20 protein-coding genes are annotated in these 21,455 nt (G+C 43.0%); 2 read left to right on the top strand and 18 right to left on the bottom strand.

Translation table 11 applies throughout. The annotated features are described in order from the left end of the window. Positions 1–2 precede the first annotated feature (2 nt). Entirely contained in the window at positions 3–647 is a 645-nt protein-coding gene (locus ACCI49_RS00560; RefSeq protein ID WP_371837015.1) for a hypothetical protein, read from the bottom strand. Further along, positions 640–1,131, bottom strand: coding sequence for a type IVB secretion system protein IcmW (locus tag ACCI49_RS00555; RefSeq protein ID WP_371837014.1), 492 nt, complete (start codon positions 1,129–1,131; stop codon positions 640–642). The genes ACCI49_RS00560 and ACCI49_RS00555 overlap by 8 nt, the downstream gene beginning before the upstream one ends. A 172-nt stretch (positions 1,132–1,303) precedes the next feature. Here ACCI49_RS00555 and ACCI49_RS00550 point away from each other — a divergent pair, with 172 nt between their 5' ends. Continuing rightward, positions 1,304–3,661 carry a DotA/TraY family protein gene (locus ACCI49_RS00550; protein WP_371837013.1) on the top strand — a complete coding sequence of 786 codons (2,358 nt, stop codon included), beginning with the start codon at positions 1,304–1,306 and terminating at the stop codon, positions 3,659–3,661. A gap of 111 nt (positions 3,662–3,772) precedes the next feature. On the opposite strand, the gene ACCI49_RS00545 is transcribed toward ACCI49_RS00550, so the two are convergent. The 9 genes from ACCI49_RS00545 to ACCI49_RS00505 form a co-directional block, all read right to left on the bottom strand. Continuing rightward, on the bottom strand, positions 3,773–4,168 hold the full coding sequence (locus tag ACCI49_RS00545) for a hypothetical protein (RefSeq protein ID WP_371837012.1): 396 nt from the start codon (positions 4,166–4,168) through the stop codon (positions 3,773–3,775). Positions 4,169–4,188: 20 nt separating this feature from the next. Next, on the bottom strand, positions 4,189–4,560 hold the full coding sequence (locus tag ACCI49_RS00540; protein ID WP_371837011.1) for a hypothetical protein: 372 nt from the start codon (positions 4,558–4,560) through the stop codon (positions 4,189–4,191). Between the two features lie 65 nt (positions 4,561–4,625). Further along, positions 4,626–5,228 carry a hypothetical protein gene (locus ACCI49_RS00535; RefSeq protein WP_371837010.1) on the bottom strand — a complete coding sequence of 201 codons (603 nt, stop codon included), beginning with the start codon at positions 5,226–5,228 and terminating at the stop codon, positions 4,626–4,628. Further along, positions 5,225–5,749, bottom strand: coding sequence for a hypothetical protein (locus ACCI49_RS00530; protein ID WP_371837009.1), 525 nt, complete (start codon positions 5,747–5,749; stop codon positions 5,225–5,227). The genes ACCI49_RS00535 and ACCI49_RS00530 overlap by 4 nt, the downstream gene beginning before the upstream one ends. Positions 5,750–5,763: 14 nt before the next feature. Next, a complete protein-coding gene (gene parM / locus ACCI49_RS00525) occupies positions 5,764–6,810 on the bottom strand; it encodes a plasmid segregation protein ParM domain-containing protein (protein ID WP_371837008.1) in 1,047 nt (348 codons plus the stop codon). Next, a complete protein-coding gene (icmT, locus tag ACCI49_RS00520; protein ID WP_371837007.1) occupies positions 6,803–7,093 on the bottom strand; it encodes an IcmT/TraK family protein in 291 nt (96 codons plus the stop codon). The genes parM and icmT overlap by 8 nt, the downstream gene beginning before the upstream one ends. Beyond that, positions 7,093–8,331, bottom strand: coding sequence for a type IV pilus twitching motility protein PilT (locus ACCI49_RS00515; RefSeq protein WP_371837006.1), 1,239 nt, complete (start codon positions 8,329–8,331; stop codon positions 7,093–7,095). The genes icmT and ACCI49_RS00515 overlap by 1 nt, the downstream gene beginning before the upstream one ends. Then, positions 8,328–9,200 (bottom strand): type IV secretory system conjugative DNA transfer family protein, encoded by an 873-nt coding sequence (locus ACCI49_RS00510; RefSeq protein WP_371837005.1) that lies wholly within the window; start codon positions 9,198–9,200, stop codon positions 8,328–8,330. Before ACCI49_RS00510 ends, ACCI49_RS00515 begins: the two co-directional genes overlap by 4 nt. A gap of 14 nt (positions 9,201–9,214) precedes the next feature. After that, a complete protein-coding gene (locus ACCI49_RS00505) occupies positions 9,215–9,709 on the bottom strand; it encodes a DotD/TraH family lipoprotein (protein ID WP_371837004.1) in 495 nt (164 codons plus the stop codon). 371 nt (positions 9,710–10,080) lie between these two features. Here ACCI49_RS00505 and ACCI49_RS00500 point away from each other — a divergent pair, with 371 nt between their 5' ends. After that, positions 10,081–11,130 (top strand): site-specific integrase, encoded by a 1,050-nt coding sequence (locus tag ACCI49_RS00500; RefSeq protein WP_371837003.1) that lies wholly within the window; start codon positions 10,081–10,083, stop codon positions 11,128–11,130. 16 nt (positions 11,131–11,146) lie between these two features. On the opposite strand, the gene ACCI49_RS00495 is transcribed toward ACCI49_RS00500, so the two are convergent. The 7 genes from ACCI49_RS00495 to ACCI49_RS00465 all read right to left on the bottom strand — a co-directional run bounded on the left by ACCI49_RS00495 (position 11,147) and on the right by ACCI49_RS00465 (position 21,202). Further along, positions 11,147–12,184 (bottom strand): ParB N-terminal domain-containing protein, encoded by a 1,038-nt coding sequence (locus tag ACCI49_RS00495; protein WP_371837002.1) that lies wholly within the window; start codon positions 12,182–12,184, stop codon positions 11,147–11,149. A 63-nt stretch (positions 12,185–12,247) separates the two neighbouring features. Then, positions 12,248–13,528, bottom strand: a complete 1,281-nt coding sequence (locus tag ACCI49_RS00490; RefSeq protein ID WP_371837001.1) for an AAA family ATPase — start codon at positions 13,526–13,528, stop codon at positions 12,248–12,250. 576 nt (positions 13,529–14,104) lie between these two features. Continuing rightward, positions 14,105–14,896, bottom strand: a complete 792-nt coding sequence (locus ACCI49_RS00485) for a SprT-like domain-containing protein (RefSeq protein WP_371837000.1) — start codon at positions 14,894–14,896, stop codon at positions 14,105–14,107. A 355-nt stretch (positions 14,897–15,251) separates the two neighbouring features. Beyond that, complete coding sequence (locus ACCI49_RS00480) at positions 15,252–18,065, bottom strand: ribonucleoside-diphosphate reductase subunit alpha (protein ID WP_371836999.1); 2,814 nt, start codon at positions 18,063–18,065, stop codon at positions 15,252–15,254. 453 nt (positions 18,066–18,518) lie between these two features. Continuing rightward, entirely contained in the window at positions 18,519–19,715 is a 1,197-nt protein-coding gene (locus tag ACCI49_RS00475) for a ribonucleotide-diphosphate reductase subunit beta (protein WP_371836998.1), read from the bottom strand. Between the two features lie 76 nt (positions 19,716–19,791). Further along, positions 19,792–20,019: a hypothetical protein gene (locus ACCI49_RS00470; protein WP_371836997.1), complete on the bottom strand. Its 228-nt coding sequence runs from the start codon at positions 20,017–20,019 to the stop codon at positions 19,792–19,794. Between the two features lie 964 nt (positions 20,020–20,983). Next, complete coding sequence (locus ACCI49_RS00465) at positions 20,984–21,202, bottom strand: hypothetical protein (protein WP_371836996.1); 219 nt, start codon at positions 21,200–21,202, stop codon at positions 20,984–20,986. Positions 21,203–21,455 lie beyond the last annotated feature (253 nt).

The following is a 21,455-nucleotide window of genomic DNA, read 5'->3' as shown; positions in this document are numbered from 1 at the left end:
CTTTAATTATTTTCTTCCCAAAGAGTTTTAAAGTCTAAGGCGTCCTCAAGTTTTTCTTCCCACTCTTCTTTGTTGTGCCCTGGTGTATCTTGATTTGCTGAAGCTTTTTTAACAGCTCCAGAAACTATTCCAGGTGGTGGTACTTGACCGAGAGTTTCGGTTGTAACTTGAGTTGCCAATTCAGTGCTATCCATTTCTACATCGGTGGCCAAAGCACTTTGCCAATCAGTTAAAGCTGTTCCCTGGGAGACACTTATGGAGCCAAGCCCGAAAGGTGCTTGTAAACTTGTATCTAAAGCAGCTGTTTGGCTATTCACCCAGTCTGTGGCTGCAGTACACCCTTGATTTATTATCTCGTCTTTTATAGTGTTATATAGCGCACCCCATGTATTTGTGAAATCAACAGCGAAAACACTTAAGTCAATACTTTGAATATCACTTAAGCACCCGCCATCAATTGCACTTTGGGGATCAGAAATCACGGTGTCAGCTACCTCTTTTGCGCTCTGATTCATATCAGCAAGTAGTGTTTCAACTTGTTGTTTTTGTTGGTCTGCGATCGAGGTGCTACCAATACTGGATTGTGCGCCGAGTATGGAAATGATAACCGGTAATACCTTAATTATTTTCTTATTATAATTAACCATAAATACCTCCATGGGCTTCAGTTGTATATTGTATTGCAGTTTTAATTTTTTCTGATCTTTCTTCGGAAAATACTCTTTCCAAAAGATCAACTCTAAATAATGCTACTAATCTGTCCCTTATGATTTTCGAGGGCCTAACATCCCCTATACCGGCATCAATTGTATCTACTGACTCCATCAATAGCTCGTGGGTAGCACCTGGTACTCTTTCTTCTAGTTTGTGTAGTAGATACAGAGCTCGCCTGCACCCAGTAAATGCAAATACTTTTATGAGAGGTTCCATTTTATTTGCGACTAGTTCCTCAAGCTGTCCATCAGAAACATTAGCGGCCCATTTTATAAGTGCACTTTTTATTTCCTCATTATTATCAAGAGCCCATGTTTCTTTTTTTTGCATGTTCTCTAGGATATTGGAGATACCCTCTTCTACCTTATCCCAGTGATCATTAATTTCCTTGTCTTGCAAATCAATCATTCTCGACATTGTTTATCCATCTCCAGTTAAGTAATTACATAAATGTGCACTTTTACATTGACCCTATGTGTATGAGTTGACAATCTGACCGTTGATAATGCGCTTTCGATCAAGTATTGATCAAGGCAAAAGTACTTAAAAGTTGAGATACTGATTTAACGAAAACTGCAGGGAATCCCCAATGGGCAGCACAGTTGCACGAAAAGCTATATGTTTAGTTGTTGCTCTTATGGTATTGAGCGAGCCCTCCCTCGCTTCTATTACCGACGTCAACCCGACGGATAAGAGCTTGGAATATCTTAGGTACATATTCGGCGATGCGATAAATATAATTACTGGTGGGACAGGTCCAGCCAACCCAGATTCAATTATTGGCGCATTATCTGAAATACTGAATACAGGTATGCTTGTCTTTACGGGGTTGATAGTCAGCTATGTTTTTGTGACCGGCACGCTTAATTCCGCTCACGAAGGCAATCCTCTTGGAAAAACATATTCCACCATGTGGATTCCCATTCGTATGATTAGCGCCCTCCTTCTCGTTTTACCTTTTTCCGGTGGTTACTCCACGATGCAGATGGGCGTTATTTGGCTCGCCGGGCACGGTATTGGACTAGCTAACTCAACTTGGGAAAGAGCTCTTGATTACATGTCAGGCACCGGGTCACTTTATCCACCAACAATCAGTATAAATTACGAGAATATTGGTAAAAGCATGCTCGAATCTCGGGTTTGTATGCATGGAGTGAATACGGCAGATAGGCATGTCAATATTGAAGAAAAACCAGTCGAGATGGTTAATAATAACCAAAACTCTAACATGGCCAGTAATGGACAGACTCAATCAACCCCCGCTGTTGCAAACCATCGTGTTCAGCAAAGATATGATAGTAGATATAACTTAGCAAGTGCTGGTTTAGCCTATAGCTCTGCTTGGCTTTCTGGATTCCCAAATGGTGTCCCTAGAAGTTATGGTGCGAACCCGTGTGGTTCAGTTACTTTGGAGTTTGCTGAAATCGATGAAGGAATTGCTATAGAGCCGGCTGTTATTTCCTTTCAACAAAGTATTGTAGAAATAACAGCCAATTTAGATGAAGATTTAGATCCTCTTGCAAGGGCAATAGTTTCAAAGGCAGTCGATGAATCTCAGCCTGATCCGGACATTACTGCGTTTAATACAGCTATTCAATTATATAAAACGGAATATGAAAGAATAGCTAATGAGGCAATGTCATCAATTGCGACAATCAGAATTAACAAGTGGGCTAGTGCAAATCCTGACGCAGCGGGAACCACTATGGGAGCACGTGACGCCGGCTGGATTACAGCTGGTGCTTGGTATTGGGATTTCCAGAGGATTAATGCGGAAACTCAGACAATGGTTAACGTCAAGCCAAAAATGGAAGGCCCAACTGAAGATGCTCGGGAAAACGATGATTACTCTACATTTGAATCAGCTCTGAATACTTACTTCTCGAAAATGCAAGTTCAAGATCAATATGGAAATACTGTTAGTGCTTTAGAAAGAAGTAGTTATGCTGAGGATGATTGGAGTTTAGATAAAGTTTTAAGTATGTCAAAGGCTTCTATTGATTTGGCATTAACTAATCCTGATCCAGTTTCAGGAATGGCAAACGTGGGTCACGCACTAATTACTGCGGTTGAAATTGGTTATCTTGCTTCAATACCTGTGTACGTTGCCGCTGATACAGCCTCGGATGTTGCAGACGCTACTGGCGGTTTTACGGGTGGGGCAGCTATGGCTATCGCATCACCTATTCTGTCATTAATTGAGGAGGGTAGAACTTTACTTGTAATAGCTGGGATTTTACTTCTTCCAATTGCCATCATGCTTGCATTTTATCTTCCTGCTACGCCCATGATTCTCTGGATTATGGGAGTTGCTGGTTGGTTCATTCTTCTAATTGAAGCTGTTATTGCTGCACCTATTTGGGCTGCTACTCACGCTATGCCTGAGGGCAATGGCTTTGTAGGACAACGAGCCATGGCCGGATATATGGTAATGTTATCCTTATTTTTGCGCCCCACTCTTATGTTATTTGGCTTCTTCTCCTCTATGACTCTAATGATAGTGATGGGAAAAGTAGTGATGCTTTTGTTCCTTCCTGCTATGTCATCTATGAACGCTGGTCATGTATCCGGCCTGGTAACATTAGTTGCTTTTCTCGCCATATTTACAGCACTAATCATTCAGATTGCTCATAGAGCATATGGGCTAATTCACGAAGTTGCTGATAAAGTACTTCGCTATATCGGAGGAGGTGCCGAAAATCTAGGAGAAGCAAATAACGAGCAACAGAGTAGAAGTATATTTGTTGGAGGTGCTGCGAAAGCCGTTGATGGAACTTCACGACACAGACATATGATGGGCGGTCAGCCTGGTGGACCAACTGGCGGACCAACTGGCGGACCTACCGGTGGGCCAGGACCTAATCAGCCAAGTTTAGGTGGTTCAGCTAAGAATGTAGCTTCTAAAGGAATGTCCAAGGTCAGTAAGATGTTATCCCCAAGTACCTAAAATTATTTAGGTTTCTAACATTAAACTTCTTTTCATAAAAAAACGGCATGCTCTATGAACATCTGAGCATGCCGTTTCTCTATTTCTATTAAGTTACTTTAACTGGGAAAGCTAGGAGAATAATAAACCCAAAAGAGTCATGTAGCGAAAACTCCAATCTGACAGAGAAGTAAATAAGTCTGCGCCTAAAAATTGATACAACCAGTAACTATATGGACCTGGCCCGAACATAGCACCATGACCAAAGATTCCAACTATCCACGTAATGATAAATGCGGAAAATATCGTACCCAGATTGATGTTCATTCTAGAGCCGATTGCTAGTCGTTTTCTGCTATGCGGTAACAATAGGGCAATAAGAGTAACTAAAAATATACCCCACAACCCTATAAGCGCCGCATCACCCAAAAGATATTTCCAGGTTGAGAATGACCAATCTTCCGCTGCTAATTTATCAGCCCATTTAGATAAATCCGACGCACTTAGCGTTATTTCCGGATTAGCCACGCTAGCCTCCAAGTTAATCATTAATCTGATTCAGTTTTTTGACGCATACGCATACAACCGCATACAGACGTCATCAAAAGTGTAGCAATGAGTGCAACCTCTTGAAATCGCCACTGAACAAGCTCTTTTGGCGACACACCTATAACTCCCATGACCAATATTATTAGCCCTTGGAGTACAAACCAGATATATATCACGTTAATTAAGGCTGAAAACAACTCCTTCAGCAGCCAAAAGAATCTTGCGTCCTCGTGCTCATATGCAATACGAACAACTCGCGCCCCAAAGTTCCAAAGACTTTGCTTAATAATCCTATAAAATATTGACCCCGCCAGTAAAACAACGATTCCTTTTATAGCGGTAAAATACCAAGAATTATCAACTAGTTCCATCCCTTGATCCTTCGCACAAACCGTAACATGTTGCGGTTTGTGCGTAAAGTGATTGTTTAAACTAACTAGTTATTTAACTTTACAGGGATAACTTGTCCATCAACTACCATGACGCCTGTTTCTTCTACTGGTTTCGCAGAATAAACGAAGATAGTTCTACCAGACTTAGGATCTTTTAAAGAGATGGAGTCGTTGTAATCCGGGGCGATATAGTCTTCATCTGAAGATATCTGCAATAACTCCTGATCCCAGTCTACAACGAAACGATACCCATAATTTTTTCCAACGCGGTCAAGAACATCTAACCAGGGTTCCCCATTGGCACCTGCCTGCCAATCCACCTTTCGCGGGTCATCAATATTTTCCTCTATGTACGCAATCCACTTTGAAGGCATCAGTAGAGAGATTGCATCTTTAAGGGACTTGTCCGTGCCGAAACTTTTTGTTTTTACTACTTCACCTTCTCCTATTTGATGAATGACACCATATGTCTTATCCTCAAGAAGGCGATAGCCATCTGGGGCTCCTTTTAACCTGCGAAGCTCTTCTGGTGATCGTTGAGTCTCCTCTGTCCCTTGATGATCAATAAAAAAATTTGCTGTGGCCGGGACAGTAGTTAAAGCAGCAGCAAAAATAACTAAAAATTTATAACACTCGATAATTTTCATTGTGGCATTAATCCTCCAAGTTTCGTTTTGGCTGAATTTTCGGCTAATACGTTTGGTATATCTCCTAAATTTGCGGAAGTAATCGGCATTCCGCCACCTATTAGCTGATTTATTACTGAAATATCTCTTTCGGCTAGGGATTCAAACCAATACCCATAAAGAAATAGCTCTCTCAAGTATTGTTTTCTTTGATCTCTCTTGGAGATTTTTGAAATAGCAGTCCATATTTCTTCTTCAGGTGTTGTAGCTAAATTACTCTCGCCTTCGATGTTTAACCTGAATTTGAACTCCCTGGATTTGGAATGAATTTCCTTTCCAGTTATCGCCTTTTGGATTTCTGGAATTTTATGATTGACCTTATTCAATATCTTTTTGAACTGAAGGCCTAAGACCATAATTCGCCTAATATATTCATGGGAGCGCTTTGAGATGGACATTTTTTTGACGACTGAATTTAAAGCTAAAATTTCAAGTTCGCCAGAATAGCTTAATTCAAACGTCAGACGATGCTCATCTGCCATGAGAGCTTTCCTAATTAGTTGACGAAAGTCATGTATTTCAACATCCCGCGTGCATTCGCGAATTGTGGACGATCAGGAACGTGAGCATGTGGATATTCTTTTATAATATCTCTTAATATTTGAGCACCACCACCTACGAATAACACCAAATCTAGATCTGCTGCATCGCCTATTACTTCATCAACATAATTCATAAGTTTTTTGGTGCTCATTCGTTTTGCAGTTTCAATTTGCTTCTCTACATTTTCTTTTTTACCGAAAATTTGACATACTCCGGAACGTAAAGCACTATCTAGCTGCGCATCTCTCAATTCGTCAACACCAAAATCTTCTTTTATTTGACGACTTAATCGATCTCTTACATTTAATACACCTAGATTTCTTGAACCAGAACGATCCGTATTGATCGTATTATTTGGATTGATGTAAGTTATGTCTGTTGTGTTACCACCAATATCGACGACAGCGAGCCCTGTCTCTATATTGTTCTTCATTTCACCTGTAACTTCATCTACTGCATAATCAACGTACGCTGCGGTGGACTCAGGATATAAAATATGTTCTTTAATTATCGCCGCAGATATTTCTCCTCTTGGTTTCACTTTTTCTGCCATTGACTTCTTTACTCGATCTATTAGAAGTTGATTTTTTTGACCATTTTTAAAAAAGTGATCAAATGGTAAACCAGTGGATATACGAACAGATCTACCGGAAAATCCTGCAGCTATTAATGAGTGATTAACAAGGACTGTATTTAACTCTGAATAGGCATATTTTTGACCGCGAATAGATTCCGGCTCTGTAACATCCCTCCCAACAGTCCATGGATCCCCATCAATTTCGTATACTCCCGACGAATTACCATCAATGCTAATATTAATTGCGCCCATTTGTGCTCTTGAGGGAATTAGCATTTCTGCGATTGCATGTTCCCCCTTATGATTACGGTGCCAGAATGCTACTTTCTGATCTGCATAACCATTATCTACCGCTACATCTGTTATTTCATCGCCATATACTGGTGTGAACTGTAAATCAGCCGGTGCTACCTTTTTAGCCATGGATAATTCTCCTGCGTCTGGAAATTGTTCTCTGTACAAATCTACGTCGGCCAGCTATTAACGATCTAGCCTTTCTTATTGCTACAGGCACTGAATACCCTAGGTACTCTAGCAATCCGAAAAAAGTTACTATGCCAAGGAATGTGTAAAGAGTCTCCCATGATATATGTAATATAAATATAAATATAAATACAAAAGCCCTAGCATCAATTGACGCAATAACGAGCCCCAAACGGGCAGCCAACCCTGTATTTCGCCATTGAGTATATTCATAAAATTTCACTATGCTTCCTCCAGAATCCTCATGTCGGAAATCCAAGTGTCGTAGGTTATTTTATTTATTAGTGATTTTTGCAAAAGTTTTTTAGCGACCTCAGGAACAATTTTTAGGTCCTTATCTTTATCTCCAACTTCGTTAACAATTGTTATATAAGTGGATAAATCTATACAACCTTCCCTAAATTTCTTCTTTGCATCACTGAGTAAAGGTTTACCGTTTTCTTTGACAAGCTTTTCGATTTCACTACCAAGGTCATCTTTCGTGAGTAACGCAAATAGTAATTTCCTCCTCATTTCTTCAGTAAAAATGAGAAACTCTCTTATCGCAATTCTCCCTCCACCCATCTTTGGATAGAGTCTTTGATGTACAATCAATCGTAAAGCATCAACTAGCTTGCTAGTAGCTCCTTTTCTTTCCGCAGGATCAAATTCATCTACCATACGAGATGGGGTCATTGCCACGCTGTTTGTATGCACGGTAGAAAGCACCAAGTGGCCAGTTTGTGCTTCCCTAATACAAGCTGATATCACTTCAGCATCTCTAGCTTCACCAAAAAAAATGATATCGGGCGCCCTACGTAATGAATTAACTGTCGCTGCGCTAAATGAACCTAAATTTATCGGAACTTCACTTTGAACAATACGAGATTTCCGATTGGGAATGGACTTTAAATCGAATTCTATTGGGCTTTCAAAAGTGACAATATGCCGTCGATATTTTACACCTATCATTTTAAGCAAAGCCGCAATTGTTGTAGATTTCCCAGAACCTGTAGGCCCCGTAATCAGAATTATCCCATACTGCGCGCTACAGGCTTTTCTAATTTCTTCTTCAATATCAAGGTCATCACAATCTGGCACCGTTCCAGGTATAGGGCGTACTACTATTTCAATGCCATCGTCCGATCCTTCGGAGCCCTGGCAAGACGTTGCATTAACCCGAAATCTAATTACTGAATCGTCTTCTTTACAAACTAAATATTTAAAATTTAGTTCTTCGCCAGATTTTAATAACGAGGCTGAAGCGGGTTGATAAATTTCACCTAAAATACCTGTTATTTCATCGTAACGTAATATTTTGCTGCCAACATCAGTGACTTCACCGAATTTTTTTACTGCGAGCACTTCACCGGTTTCTATCAAAATATCACTTACATCATTCTCAAAGCACCATCTAAGAAACTTATCAAACCCCTCTTTATTGAAATTGGTTAAGTTTTCGTCCTCCCAACTTCCTGTCATTGTGACGCTCCAGTTTGCCTAAAGAATGGCTGCCATTTATCTGTTTCATTGAAATCACTTTGTGTAGTAATACTGTAAATCACATCATTAATGTTGAGTGTTTTACCATTATCTAATTCGATGACAGAATATTTGGACATTGAAATTTTTGGCATAGTCACAATACCCATTGCCAATAACTTCCTAAACCTATACATCCCTTCAATGTCTTTCTGTAATCTACGCAAATCAATTTCAAAAATGTCATTTGCCTGACGCACACCCTCTTCGAAGCCACTATCCAGGCTTTCTCTCCATGCTTTTGCCTCTTCTTTGGTCCTTGGGAAAATCACCTCATGAGGTTGTTGCGGCTCATCTATATGACGAAGTAGGTAATCTCTCCATGTGGGGGGTGAAGGAACCATCCTTGCAGGTTTATCTAACGTATATGATATATTTACCGTTCTGATTGTTGATTCAGTTGATTGTTCAAATATTCTTTCTGCCTCTATTACAGAAGGCATTAACATTTTTCCATCAACAATAAACTTATTGAAGCTAAAAACTGTATGCAGTTCCAATGACTGCTGTTCTAAAGATTCTACTATTTCCTCATAACGCCAATAGAGGCCTTCTTGCACTCCCCAAGAGAAAGCGGCCTGTTTTAGAGTTTTTAATCGTATTTGCTTTACACCTTGATCATTTTTTCTGTAGTCGACAGACTCTGTGATCTTATATAATTCTTTTAGCCTTATTGGCTTTTCTTTTTTTTGTGTGTCTGGAGAGAAATTTTCACTATCTGCATGAAGTAAGTGTGAGAAGAGTAGAGCAGTACAGGACAACAATAAAATTGCACCTGTACGTAAGTGAATTTTTTTTAAATGAAGCATTTGTCTAATCTCCTTTAGAAGTATGGGAGATATTCAACTTCAATAAGTCGCTCTTTTACTTTTAAAGTAACATTTGCTCGACTACCAGCTTGGGTTCCAGCATCATGTAACATGTCAATGATTCTTCGATAGTCTGTATTAACATTTACGATTACATCTGAGGATGGTTTTACTGAGAGAAAGCGTGGGGGATTCAGTCCAGCTAATACAGATAATTTTATTACAAGCTTATCAATCGGACCATGCCATGCAGCCCCTAGAGACTCTATCCTTTCAAGAGAAGGTATCTTTGAAACATCTATTTCTTCGGGCCCGGCTCCATGAGTTTCTAGGTATCGAGCCATCTCAATATCTGCCAAATCATTGTCATGCTTTTGAATACTCTCAGCTACTTGTGCCAACCTAATAGATGCTGGATCAGGTTCATTAATGTCAAGAGGTGTACTTGAGCAGGCTGAAATAACCGATACGGTAGATAAGATAAAACCAAGTATCTTCCATTTTTTCATCGTAAATTCTCTCTTTTGAATGGAAAAATCCACCCTGATATAAATTCTCTGTTGTTACCTCCTCTTACAGTATCCAGGAGAACAGAGCACGACTAAAGACCTAATGTGCCGCTCACCGGCACAAAATGCGGGAAACCGCATTAGTTCCGAAAACAACATTCAATCAAATACATGGGTGAACCAGCAAAGAAAATCTGTACTTTTCATAACATTTCCAACTCATTCACGTTAACGTGCCGCACAGATGCAAGAAGGGCGATCTATTTTATTTACTTTTTCGATGGTGATTATTGTTAAAATTTGTTATTAATCTTGGCTTATGACTGTTACGCATGGATGTAACAAGAGGAGTAGATAAAGAGTTTTGATATATGCCATTAGTTAACGACGGAATTACTGTTTCTAAAATTGATGCTACTAAATCTGATTACTTAGTCCGTGCAAAACAATTACTTCAACGCTTTCAGTCGTCACAAAAAGTACACAAGAGTTCGCTGCCTGATTTTGTCGATTGGTTAATATCATTAAAGCCAGAAATTAGCAGCTCAACGTGGAGGCAGTATAAGGCTTCGACAATTTGGTTTCTTGAATTAAAGAAAGAGGTTGAATTACTTGAGATACTAAAGAATATCTCTTCCGATGGATGTAGGGATATTAGAGAGGTTCCTATACAAAAACGCAACACTTCTTCTCGGAAAAAAAAATCGGTAACTGAAAGAGAAGAAGAAATGATAGTAAAGTACCTATCAAGTACTGCGAGCACATCTTTCTGGGCTAAACCAACACTCTCTCTTTTCAAAGCTATATTAGCTACTGGACTCAGGCCTGAAGAACTAAAAAACTCTTTCTTAATAAATGAGAATGAATCCCAAGGTAACTACGAATTTAAAGCTCTTCCTGTTCTTAAAGTAAAAAATGCTAAACATACTAACGGGCGATCTCATGGTGAATTCAGGCATCTTTTATTAAATCATCTAGATGAAATAGACTTACTTTATATTCGTATTGCACTGCAATATGCTAACCCACACTCACCCCAAGGATGGTCTAAGCCCAGCGGGAAGAAGGCGACCAACTGGCATGAATATTACACTCACCTCAGAGGGCACTTTTATCGTGTTACAAGTAAGATCTTCCCCACTGCTAGCCGTAGAGTCACCTTTTATTCTTGTCGTCACCAGTTTATTGCTAACTTAAAGAAGGCCAAATACAGTCGGGATGAAATTGCTGCAATAGTTGGCCATGCTACAGATGACACAGCAACCGTCCATTATGGCCGAGCAAAGTTTGGGCGAACACGGAAAGGTCTGCCAGGAGCACTGCCGGATGAAGTGAATAGAATCAGGCAAGTATATCAGGATCCCCCATCCTTAGGCTCTTCTGCAGCTTTAAATAGAAACAAGGAAAGGCTGCGTCACTAGCCCTTCCTTCTTATATCTACTGAGTCGAGAAGGTTTTCATTGCCTTTTTCATCAATTCTAACAATGACTTATCGTCGTGTTCATCGAGTATTTTAAGTGGGATTTTAAAGGATAGATCTTTGTTAGTAGCTCTAACTTTTACGGCAACTTTCTCTCCGATTTTTAGGTCGTCCTTATAAGGTAGAGCTGACTGTACTTCTGTCGCAGCTGTCGCAGAGATTAACTCCTTTAGAAGAAACTCAGGGGATTTAGAGTTAGCCATATCCTTTAGAACCTTGGCTCGAGACAGTATTTTATTTCGTGCACTATCGTCGCCAGAGTTCCAGACTTTCATCAACTTGTATGCATAAGACCAAGGAATATTAATTCTCCGCCCCTTGAATAGACTAATAAGCTCCTCTATTTCATTCAATTCTCCGGCTGTTGTCATCTGGCTTAACGCTGCCTTCGTGAAAGACTTTCCGTTAAAATTAGATGACTCTCCATCCTCTCCAGACTGTATCGCCTCACGAAGTTCGTTTAGTGTGTTAAAAATCGGAACATAACCAGGTGCTTTTCCAATTTGCTGACGATAGCTAACGCACCGTTCGAAATCAGAGATATCAGCCCTTTTCCTATTCTCTAAGTCCATTAATCGGGCAGCTTCTTTATCACTGATGTCTTTGAGAATTGCTTTGAATGGTTTGTAAACACCCTTTTTACTAGTTATATAGTCAGCGGAAAAATGTCGGCGTCCTCCGAATACTACCTCATACTCCTTGCCCTCAGGATCATCAACCAGCTTTCGGACAATGCCAGGAATCTCTTGCTCCCGCTCATACATGTCGTCAATTAGGTCTTTACAGTGCTCGTAAGTAAACCACTCATCGAATCGGTCGTAATATCGCCACCGCCTACAGATTCCGGGGTTCAGCTCAAGCACCATTGTCCTCTTCTTTGTAGTCTCCCTAAGCTTGTCCCCTGACATGATTTTTTGTGCAGGTAGTTTCTCTTGAGGCATCTCTTCTTTGAGACCCTCAGTGGCATGGGCTGTACTAGCAAAGGAATCTTCCATACCATCACCCACTCCTTGTAGGAGCGCGACGGTATCTAATGTTTTTTTTGGATTTGCCATTGATTAGCCCCCCAACCCCGCTTGTCTTATCTGATCCTGCTTAGACGGCCAATGTCTTAAAATGTCCATTTCAATCTGCTCAAAAACTGCATCAAGCTCCTGTAAAACTGAGCTATTTGGCTTTTCGACTTCGTATACGGTAGTAAAATCACGAGCAGCTTCTTTGATATTACTGATCATTCGGAAGACTTTCTCATAACAGTAAGAGCTATAGATCCCACGGCAAATTTCATAAAAATTAGAGTCATTCTTTGAGCGGTTACCCTCATTTACAAACTGGGTCACAAGGAAGCGAAGAAATTTAAACTTCTTACCCGACAAAGTTCCTTCCGCCTTGTTTCCATTTCCATCATCAACTGTCTGGGTCAACCTCTCAGCAATCCCTAGGAATTGCTCGGTACTAGCTAGATCATGTTTACGAGGAGGAATAGGGACAATCACACCATCCGCTGCAGCGATAATCTCAAAGCTATTAATACTGGAGCTCGGCGGGCTATCGATTAGGATCATGTCATAGTTGTTAGAGACGGTTTCAATTCCTCGGCGCAACTCATAGAAGAGTTCCTTCCTATCTTCACTAGTTTCAGCCTGCAATGCATAATCGGCCATTGCCCAGTTGAATTCTTCAAGCGCCATACACCCAGGAATAAGATCTATGTTCGGCCAAGCTGTCTTTTGGACAGCATATTCGAGGTCTTCTTCTTCCCCTTTGATATATGGAATAACCGTGTGTTGTTCCTTGAAAACCATATCTGGAAAGTAACCGAAAGAACCAGTTAAGGAACCTTGATGGTCCATATCTATTACAAGAATCCGATACCCCTTCAATGCTAAATGTCGCGCCAAGTTCGAAACAGTCTCTGTCTTCCCTACCCCTCCTTTGAATTGGCATACGGCTAAAATGAAGGGTTCATCTATTGCTGGGTCCCGCCATGGCGAAGTACCAGCTGCTTCACGAAAAGCTTGAACCCAGGGAAATGGATAACCAACAACTCGTCCAGTTTCTGAGTTCCTTTCTAATGGCGGAAGAAAATCTTTAGGTAATTCTCCATTTTTCATATCAGCTATGATTTTATCTTCCAGCTTTTTCAGAGTGGTTCTCGAACGGCCAACCATAGTTGCGACCTTAGTGCCAGAAAACAGGCGGCCTAGTGGTCTAGATTCAATTGTAAAATTCTTATACCCCTGAGCATCCTGCTGCAGACGCTTCAAAATCAATTGCGTTTTTCTTCTAAGAAGACCGAAATTAGGGGTTCCATCCACCAGATCTACACTCTCATCCATAAATATCCCCTTTAAATGATGTTTGTATAAATATCAAAATAAGTACTAAGTTGCGCATATTTAAGCAGGAGTAAAAAAAAAGCGCAACTATGCTACCTTAAAGAAAAGAAACAAAACTCAATTCAAGTGGGAAAAAGAATCGCTACATTGGCATTTCGCGTCAAAAAATAGGAAGTATCCTTACCACAACACTTGTCTCATAGATAAGTGTTGTGGCTGAGAGAGATCGATACAGGTCGGAAAACGCACTAAAAGTTTGAAAACAACCCTTTTCTCTCTTTAAGAGACGAAAACCGCAGTGAAACTTCCAGGCTTGCGTTGGATGTGGCGAACAGTGACGAAAACCGCAATAAAGCGATGTGGGTTGGTGGCTTTTGGAGTCTAGTGACGAAAACCGCATGAGCGGATTCTCTTGTCTACCCATGCACCTTCATCATAACTATTCTTCTTACCATCTTATCGTTACGTATTTATAGGTAACAAGATGCCCTTCGTAAGGGTAACAGTGTGTTACGTGCGTGCAGTAACGGGGGGAATAGAGATTGTGTGATAGATAAAAAAGCTTAACGAAATCGTCTAATCCAGCGCGAGGAATCTTTGTTTGCACGTCTCGCATTTGATCTTTAATCCTGGTTTTCCCCAAATGTTGTCTTTGCAATCACATTGATACTTAGTCCTCGTCGGTGGGGCTTTGGCAGCAGCAGGTAAGAATGTGTCGGCTCTCCCCCCTTTGAGTAACTCAACTAATGGAGTTGCTAGCAATTCAACCACGTTCGACTGTGGGGGCTCATCCTGTCCGGCACCGGTTTGCTTTCCATCTAAGTACTCTTTGATCTCGTGGGGCAACTGATATTCATTGGCAGGGAATGCCCATCGATCAAACCATGGAATCCTAAACGATTGAACTGTGATTAAGGTTCTACAGGCTTCAAGAAATTGGCCTCCCAGGATTGGGTAGTCGCTCATTTTCTGGCCTGTTTTCTTTCCTCCGGGCAATCCTGTATGGGAAGGCATCAAGCCTATCCCTTCCATCTTTAAAGCCCACTCTGTGTTGTGATACCCATTTCTGCTTGGGGTTGCACTTGTGTCACTGTATTGCCATACGTGACATGCCTCGTGCACCAGAGTTTGGCATGTGTTAAGTAGTGATGACTTTCCAATAAAGGATGGGTTGATCGCTAACTCATGACAGTGTTGATCTCTTTCAGTAGATGCCCATCTATCCGGTGATAAATACCCCATGCATTTTTGCTGCCGCTGCATTGTGAAAATCACATTCGGCAAACGCCCATCGAATAGCTCAGTATTAAAGTGGTCATACGCCATCTGTAGTGATGAATAAAGCGCTTCAGTTGGGGTTAAGGCCATAGATATCATATATTGTTTTGTACAATACAAATCATTGCATATATAGCAAAAATGATCCAATAGATATGCATCTTTAAAAGAGCAAAAGTAGGGTGCGATAGCACCTTACTTTTCGTTGCAGCCAGAGAAAGGAAGGTTTGTTTACGTTATGGATCGCGATAGCGATCAGTGCCTTTTGGCGCCACACTAACCTGAAGCTCCTGAAGTTTAATTGGTAGGCTATATCTCCCTGGTAGGCCTTGAGCGGCGCAAGTGTCGAGTATCGGATATGAAGATGGAGTATTAGGAGGGGCACATTAAAAAGCCCCTACGAAAGGGGCTGTTGGAGGAGGTAATTATTAAGTGGGGGCAGTTATTATTGACAAGCCTCGCAGTCGGAGGCATCTAAGGCACATACCTTAGAATCTGGTGCCAATCTATTACTATATGCGCTTACCGCATTCAAAGTACCGTTATTTACCGTGGATTTCTCTGTGGTAGTGGCAGCCAGTGCGCGCAGGTAGTAAGTGGTTTTCAGGCCACGGAACCAAGCCATGCGATAGGTCAGGTCCAGCTTCTTGCCGTCGGCACCGGCAATATAGAGGTTCAGGGACTGGGCCTGGTCGATCCACTTCTGGCGACGACTGGCAGCGTCCACGATCCAGCGCGGCTCCACTTCAAATGCGGTGCGGTATTTCGCTTTCAGGTCTTCCGGTACGCGATCGATTTTCTGTACAGAACCCTCGTAGTATTTCAGGTCATTGACCATCACCTGATCCCATAGGCCGCGATCTTTCAGATCGTGTACCAGGTAGGGATTTACCACGGTGAATTCGCCGGACAGGTTCGATTTCACATACAGGTTTTGGTAAGTCGGTTCGATCGACTGGGAAACGCCGGTGATATTGGCAATGGTCGCGGTAGGGGCGATCGCCATCACGTTGGAGTTGCGCATACCCTGGGCTTTTACTTTTTCGCGCAGGCCGTCCCAGTCCAGAGTGGAGCTGGTGTCCTGTTCGATAAATTGCTGACCGCGCTGCTCCGCCAGGATCTGGATGGAATCCAGGGGCAGAACACCTTTGCTCCACAGGGAGCCTTCGTAGGTTTGGTACTTACCGCGCTCGGCTGCCAGGTCGCTGGAAGCGGAGATGGCTTCGAAGCTGATGGCTTCCATAGTGCTGTCGGCAAAGGTTACCGCTTCGTCGCTGGCGTAGGCGATGCCGGCTTTGTACAGCGCGTCCTGGAAACCCATCAGGCCCATGCCCACAGGGCGGTGACGCATGTTGGACTGGCGCGCACCCTCAACGGCGTAGTAGTTGATATCGATAACGTTATCGAGCATACGCACGGCGGTTTTTACTGTGTTGGCCAGCTTGGCGCGGTCCAGCTCGCCGTTCTCGTCAATGTGCTGGGCCAGGTTGACGGAGCCGAGGTTACATACGGCAATTTCGTCGTCGGCCTTGGTGTTGAGGGTAATCTCGGTGCACAGGTTGGAACTGTGTACCACACCGGTATGTTGCTGCGGGCTGCGCAGGTTGCAGCTGTCTTTAAAGGTGATCCAAGGGTGGCCAGTTTCGAACAGCATGCCCAGCATCTTGCGCCACAGGTCTAGTGCGCGGATCTTCTTGAACAGACGCAGCTTGCCTTCGGCAGCCAGTTGCTCGTAGTGGTTGTAGCGCTCTTCGAATGCGGTGCCGAACAGGTCGTGCAGGTCCGGGCAATCGGCCGGGGAGAACAGGGTCCACTCTTTGTCTTCGAACACGCGCTTCATAAACAGGTCGGGGACCCAATTGGCGGTGTTCATATCGTGGGTGCGTCGGCGGTCGTCACCAGTATTTTTGCGCAGCTCGAGGAATTCCTCGATATCCAGGTGCCAGGTTTCCAGGTAGGCACAGACAGCGCCTTTGCGCTTACCGCCCTGGTTGACGGCCACTGCGGTGTCATTGGCCACTTTCAGGAAGGGCACAACACCTTGGGACTTGCCGTTGGTGCCTTTGATATAGGAACCCAGGGAGCGCACTGGCGTCCAGTCATTGCCGAGACCGCCTGCCCACTTGGACAGCATGGCGTTATCGCGGATCGCGCCGTAAATGCCGTGCAGGTCGTCCGGTACCGTGGTCAAGTAGCAGGAGGACAGCTGCGGGCGCAGGGTGCCGGCGTTGAACAGAGTCGGGGTGGAGCTCATGTAGTCGAAAGAGCTCAGCAGGTTGTAGAACTCTACCGCGCGCTCATTTTTGTTCTCTTCATTAACCGCAAGTCCCATTGCTACGCGCATGAAAAACACTTGGGGGAGCTCCAAGCGTATTTCTTTGTGGTGAATGAAATAGCGGTCGTAGAGGGTCTGCAACCCAAGATAAGTAAACTGGTTGTCTCGATCCGGATCTATAGCACCTGCAATATAATTAAGGTCATAATCAGTTAAGCGACTATCAACCAGCTCCAGGTTCACCCCCACGTCAATAAAAGCTCTAAAGGCATTTCCATATAGGCGATGCATATCCGAATGAGTAGCATTGGTTGCTACTCCTAAAGCAGTAAGGGCTTCGGTTCTTAGCTGGTCAAGTAAAAGCCGCGCTGTCACCATTGAATACTCAGGGTCACTTTCTACCTGAGAGCGAGCTGTCATTATTAGGACACTAGAAACATCCTTCTCTGACACTCCATCAAAAAGGTTTCTCCTTGCTTCAGTCAGGATGAGATTCTCATCCACATTCATCAAGCCTCCACAGGCTTCAGATATAATTTTCTTTAGCCGATCTATAGCTAGAGGATATCGCTTTCCATTTTCCCCAACGACCTGAATAAGCTTCTCGCTTAAAGAAAAATGACTTTTAGCGTTGGCCCTTTTTTGTGCGCGTTCCTCACGGTAAATGACATAGTACCGTGCAACTTGTTGCTCACCCTCACGCATTAAGGCGAGTTCTACTTGATCTTGGATTTGCTCGATATCTATTATCTCGCTAGAAGAGGCTCGAGATTTAAAAATATTTGTTATCAGATCAGAGATTTTTCGAGCTTTATCTTTAACTCTAGATGACCCGACACCTGCAATACCTTCTACACGAGGGTCTAAATATGCCTTCGTAATCGCCACACGGATGCGCTCTTTATCATAGGGAACAATACGTCCATCACGTTTAGCTACATTCATTTGACAAGACTTGCTTTTGGCTTCAGTTTCAGAATTCATTGGCTTACCTTTAACTCTGTTGATTTAAGCTTCTATCGGACTAAACATATCAATCTCTTTAACTTCATCAACTTATATAGAAATGATCACTTCACCTAATGAACCCTTACTCTTTTTTCATTATTTCTAGGGATAGCCATGTCACTCTTTTGTTATTTGGTTCTGGTGAGTGATATGGTTTATAGCTGTCATTTCGTAACGGACACAGAGCGGGAGCCAAATCCACAGCACAGTGGCCACAAAGAAAAATAAATCAGCAAGTTGCAAACCATCTGATACCTGTCCAAGTATTACGAATACCAAGATTAGAATACGATTAACGCTAAAAAGGGATTTTGATCTTGACACTGTGTACCCCGAAGATGTGCTTATTAACAACTTCAACAGCTTTTGAGAAATACTATCAAAGCTGTCAGATGGCATGAGTCACTTAATGCTGTGACTCACCGTTGCTTACCACTGGAGTGCACCGCCTGTTTTATATTCAATTACACGCGCTTCGAAGAAATTCTTTTCTTTGCGTAGGTCCATGATTTCGGACATCCAAGGGAAGGGATTCTTTACACCCGGGAATTGCTCTAATAATCCCAACTGATTAAGACGCCTATTGGCTATAAACTGCAGGTATTCCTCCATCATTCTGGCATTCATACCTAATACACCACGGGGCATGGTATCGCGAGCATAAGCTATTTCTAACTCCATACCTTCAAGGATCATTTGTGTCGCCTCCTGCTGAAATTCATTAGTCCACAGGTGCGGGTTTTCCAGTTTGATCTGGTTGATGACATCAATACCGAAATTTAGGTGCATCGACTCGTCACGCAGAATGTACTGGAACTGTTCAGCCACCCCCATCATTTTATTACGACGGCCCATGGAAAGGATTTGGCTAAAACCACAGTAGAAAAAGATACCTTCAGTTACCGCATAAAAAGCAATCAGGTTCCTTAGTAATTCCTGATCCGTCTCTATAGTTCCTGACTTAAAATCTGGATTGGAGATTCCCCTAGTGTGGGCAATAGACCAAGCAGCTTTACGGGCTACGGAGGGCACTTCCCGATACATATTGAAAACTTCGCCTTCATCCATCCCCAGTGATTCCACACAGTACTGATAGGCATGCGTATGAATCGCCTCTTCAAAAGCTTGACGTAGCAGGTACTGGCGGCATTCTGGGTTAGTGATTAACCGATAAATAGCTAGGACCAAATTATTTGCCACTAGCGAATCAGCGGAGGAAAAGTAGCCCAAACTACGCTTTATTATTAGCCTCTCATCGTCAGACAAGCCGTTAGGATCTTTCCACATAGCAATATCTTTAGCCATGTTGATCTCCTGGGGCATCCAGTGATTGGAGCATGCATCTAAGTACTTCTGCCAGGCCCATTCATACTTGAATGGCACAAGTTGATTTAAGTCTGCCCTGCAGTTGATCATGCGTTTGTCGTCAACTTGAACTCTAGCTGCACCTATTTCAAGCTCGTCAAGCCCTGGTCCGACATCCATATTGGCAATGCTTGCTTGAGCCCTACTCAGCAAATCATTTGCCGTAGTCTCCGTATTAATCTTCTGTACTTGAAGTGCCTCAGCCTCGCACATATCGGCTCCAGCGCCCTTCTCTTCACTGTATTTATCCCAATTCAACATCTTCTTTCTCCGCAGTCCATTGTGATCTAAGCAATAGGCTAAGCCCGGCTTGCGCTGGGCTCAGAGGATCTACCTATTAACGGTAATAAGGATGGTGCTGCTCTAGCACCGTCTGATTCTCCGCCTCACGCATACGACTGTCCGTATAAGAATCGCCAGCCAGGTCATCACGACCAGATGCTTTGGCATATACCTCGCCTTCGCTAAGCGAGCGAACACCTGGTTCAATGTTTTGAATCTTCCCGCCTTTCGCGAGGAAAGCGGCAACAGGGTCTTGGGAGTTGGATTTGGAATCGTGGCTCATAGCCGACCTCCAGATGTAAATAAATGAATGAAGTACCTTGATATGCACTCAAAGTACCCAATCCAGAGGGGCACGCAATTTAGGCAGAACACCCCCATCCTTACTCCACTAAATGAAACAACCTCTCCATTAAGCACTTGCAAGCGGATTAGCTTAAGGGCTAAACACAATATATTGTGCTAAGCATCGGTATAACCCCGGGGAAATCCGATACCCACATACTACATATTGTGTTTTGAGGTTTACTTGATATTGAGGGGGGGCGGAAGCAACTTTTCAGCCTTCCTTGTGTGTAATAGGCGGGAACTAGGCTTCGATAGGAGCCTGCTCTGGAATCGCCAGCTAGGTCGCTACGACCGGATACCGGGGCCTGAGGACTGTGTGTGTGATAAGACAGGAGGGGAGGAGGAGCCTAGCTAATATGCCTGTTTATAGAATGAAGCCAACCTAGCCTAGATTTCGCTAGGCTTCGATAGAAGGCTAGCGCTGGCGCTATAGTTTAGCTAAAACTTTTGCAAACAGATTCAACTTGCATTGAAAATGAAAAGAAAAAAGAAAATCGTTGGGAAATGCTGTTGTAGAAACTTTGCGATAGCGATTCAACTTGAATCGAATTTAAAGCAAAATTGCCGCTTGTCGTCCTCTCCCTTAGATCACCCCCAGTAAGTCTGCCATAAACAATAAAGAATACCAGCCTTATATCTACCATTCTGCAAGCGGCTGGCTGACTTATTTAGGGTATCCGGATTTTAGGGGGTGACAATGAGGGCAGTGTGAGGGTGGTTCAGAAACTTCGGCCTGCACCTGGTAGTCGTGTTCCAGCTCTGCCACGTTGACTACGTTGTAGTCAGGCCAAATCAAAATGTTTGTCATGGTCAAAAAAGAAAGGGGCCGAACCCCCTGCTGCCACTCCCTGTCTACCGTCACTTTAAGTCTACCGCGTCATCGATGCCGGCTTCCGGCGTTATTCAATTTGCAGTGTCAGACCGGCTTTCAAATCGGTCACATAACCACCATGAGTATTTTCCAGATCCTGGATGTAGCCAGATTCATCTTCAAAAAATACTCCATCAGCGCCCGTTACTCTCAGCTTAAAATACCGTTTCCATCCGCTCCGGCGAGCTAGAACAAGAAGCTTCTCTCCATTGATTGTTAAATAGCCGGCAATCTGGTTTCCTGCCATCTTCCAGCCTCCCTTTGTTTCTGGCCTTCTAGCCATTTCATGCTGCCAGTCAACATCAGCCCCCTGATTGGGCTATATTCAGGCTCACCATAGAGCCACAAAACTTGTAAACCGTCTTCCACGTTTTTAACGATAGGTTAACTGGCTTCCGGCGCCAACACTAGAATCCGATTTGTTGCCAATGTTACAGCTAGTGCAAGTCAATCGTTAAATCCGGATACCCCTAATTTACACTCCAAGTGAGAAAGGAAAA

Origin of the sequence: Microbulbifer epialgicus (assembly GCF_041447265.1) — a bacterium.
GTDB lineage: Bacteria > Pseudomonadota > Gammaproteobacteria > Pseudomonadales > Cellvibrionaceae > Microbulbifer > Microbulbifer epialgicus.
This window is presented reverse-complemented; position numbering and strand designations above follow the sequence as displayed.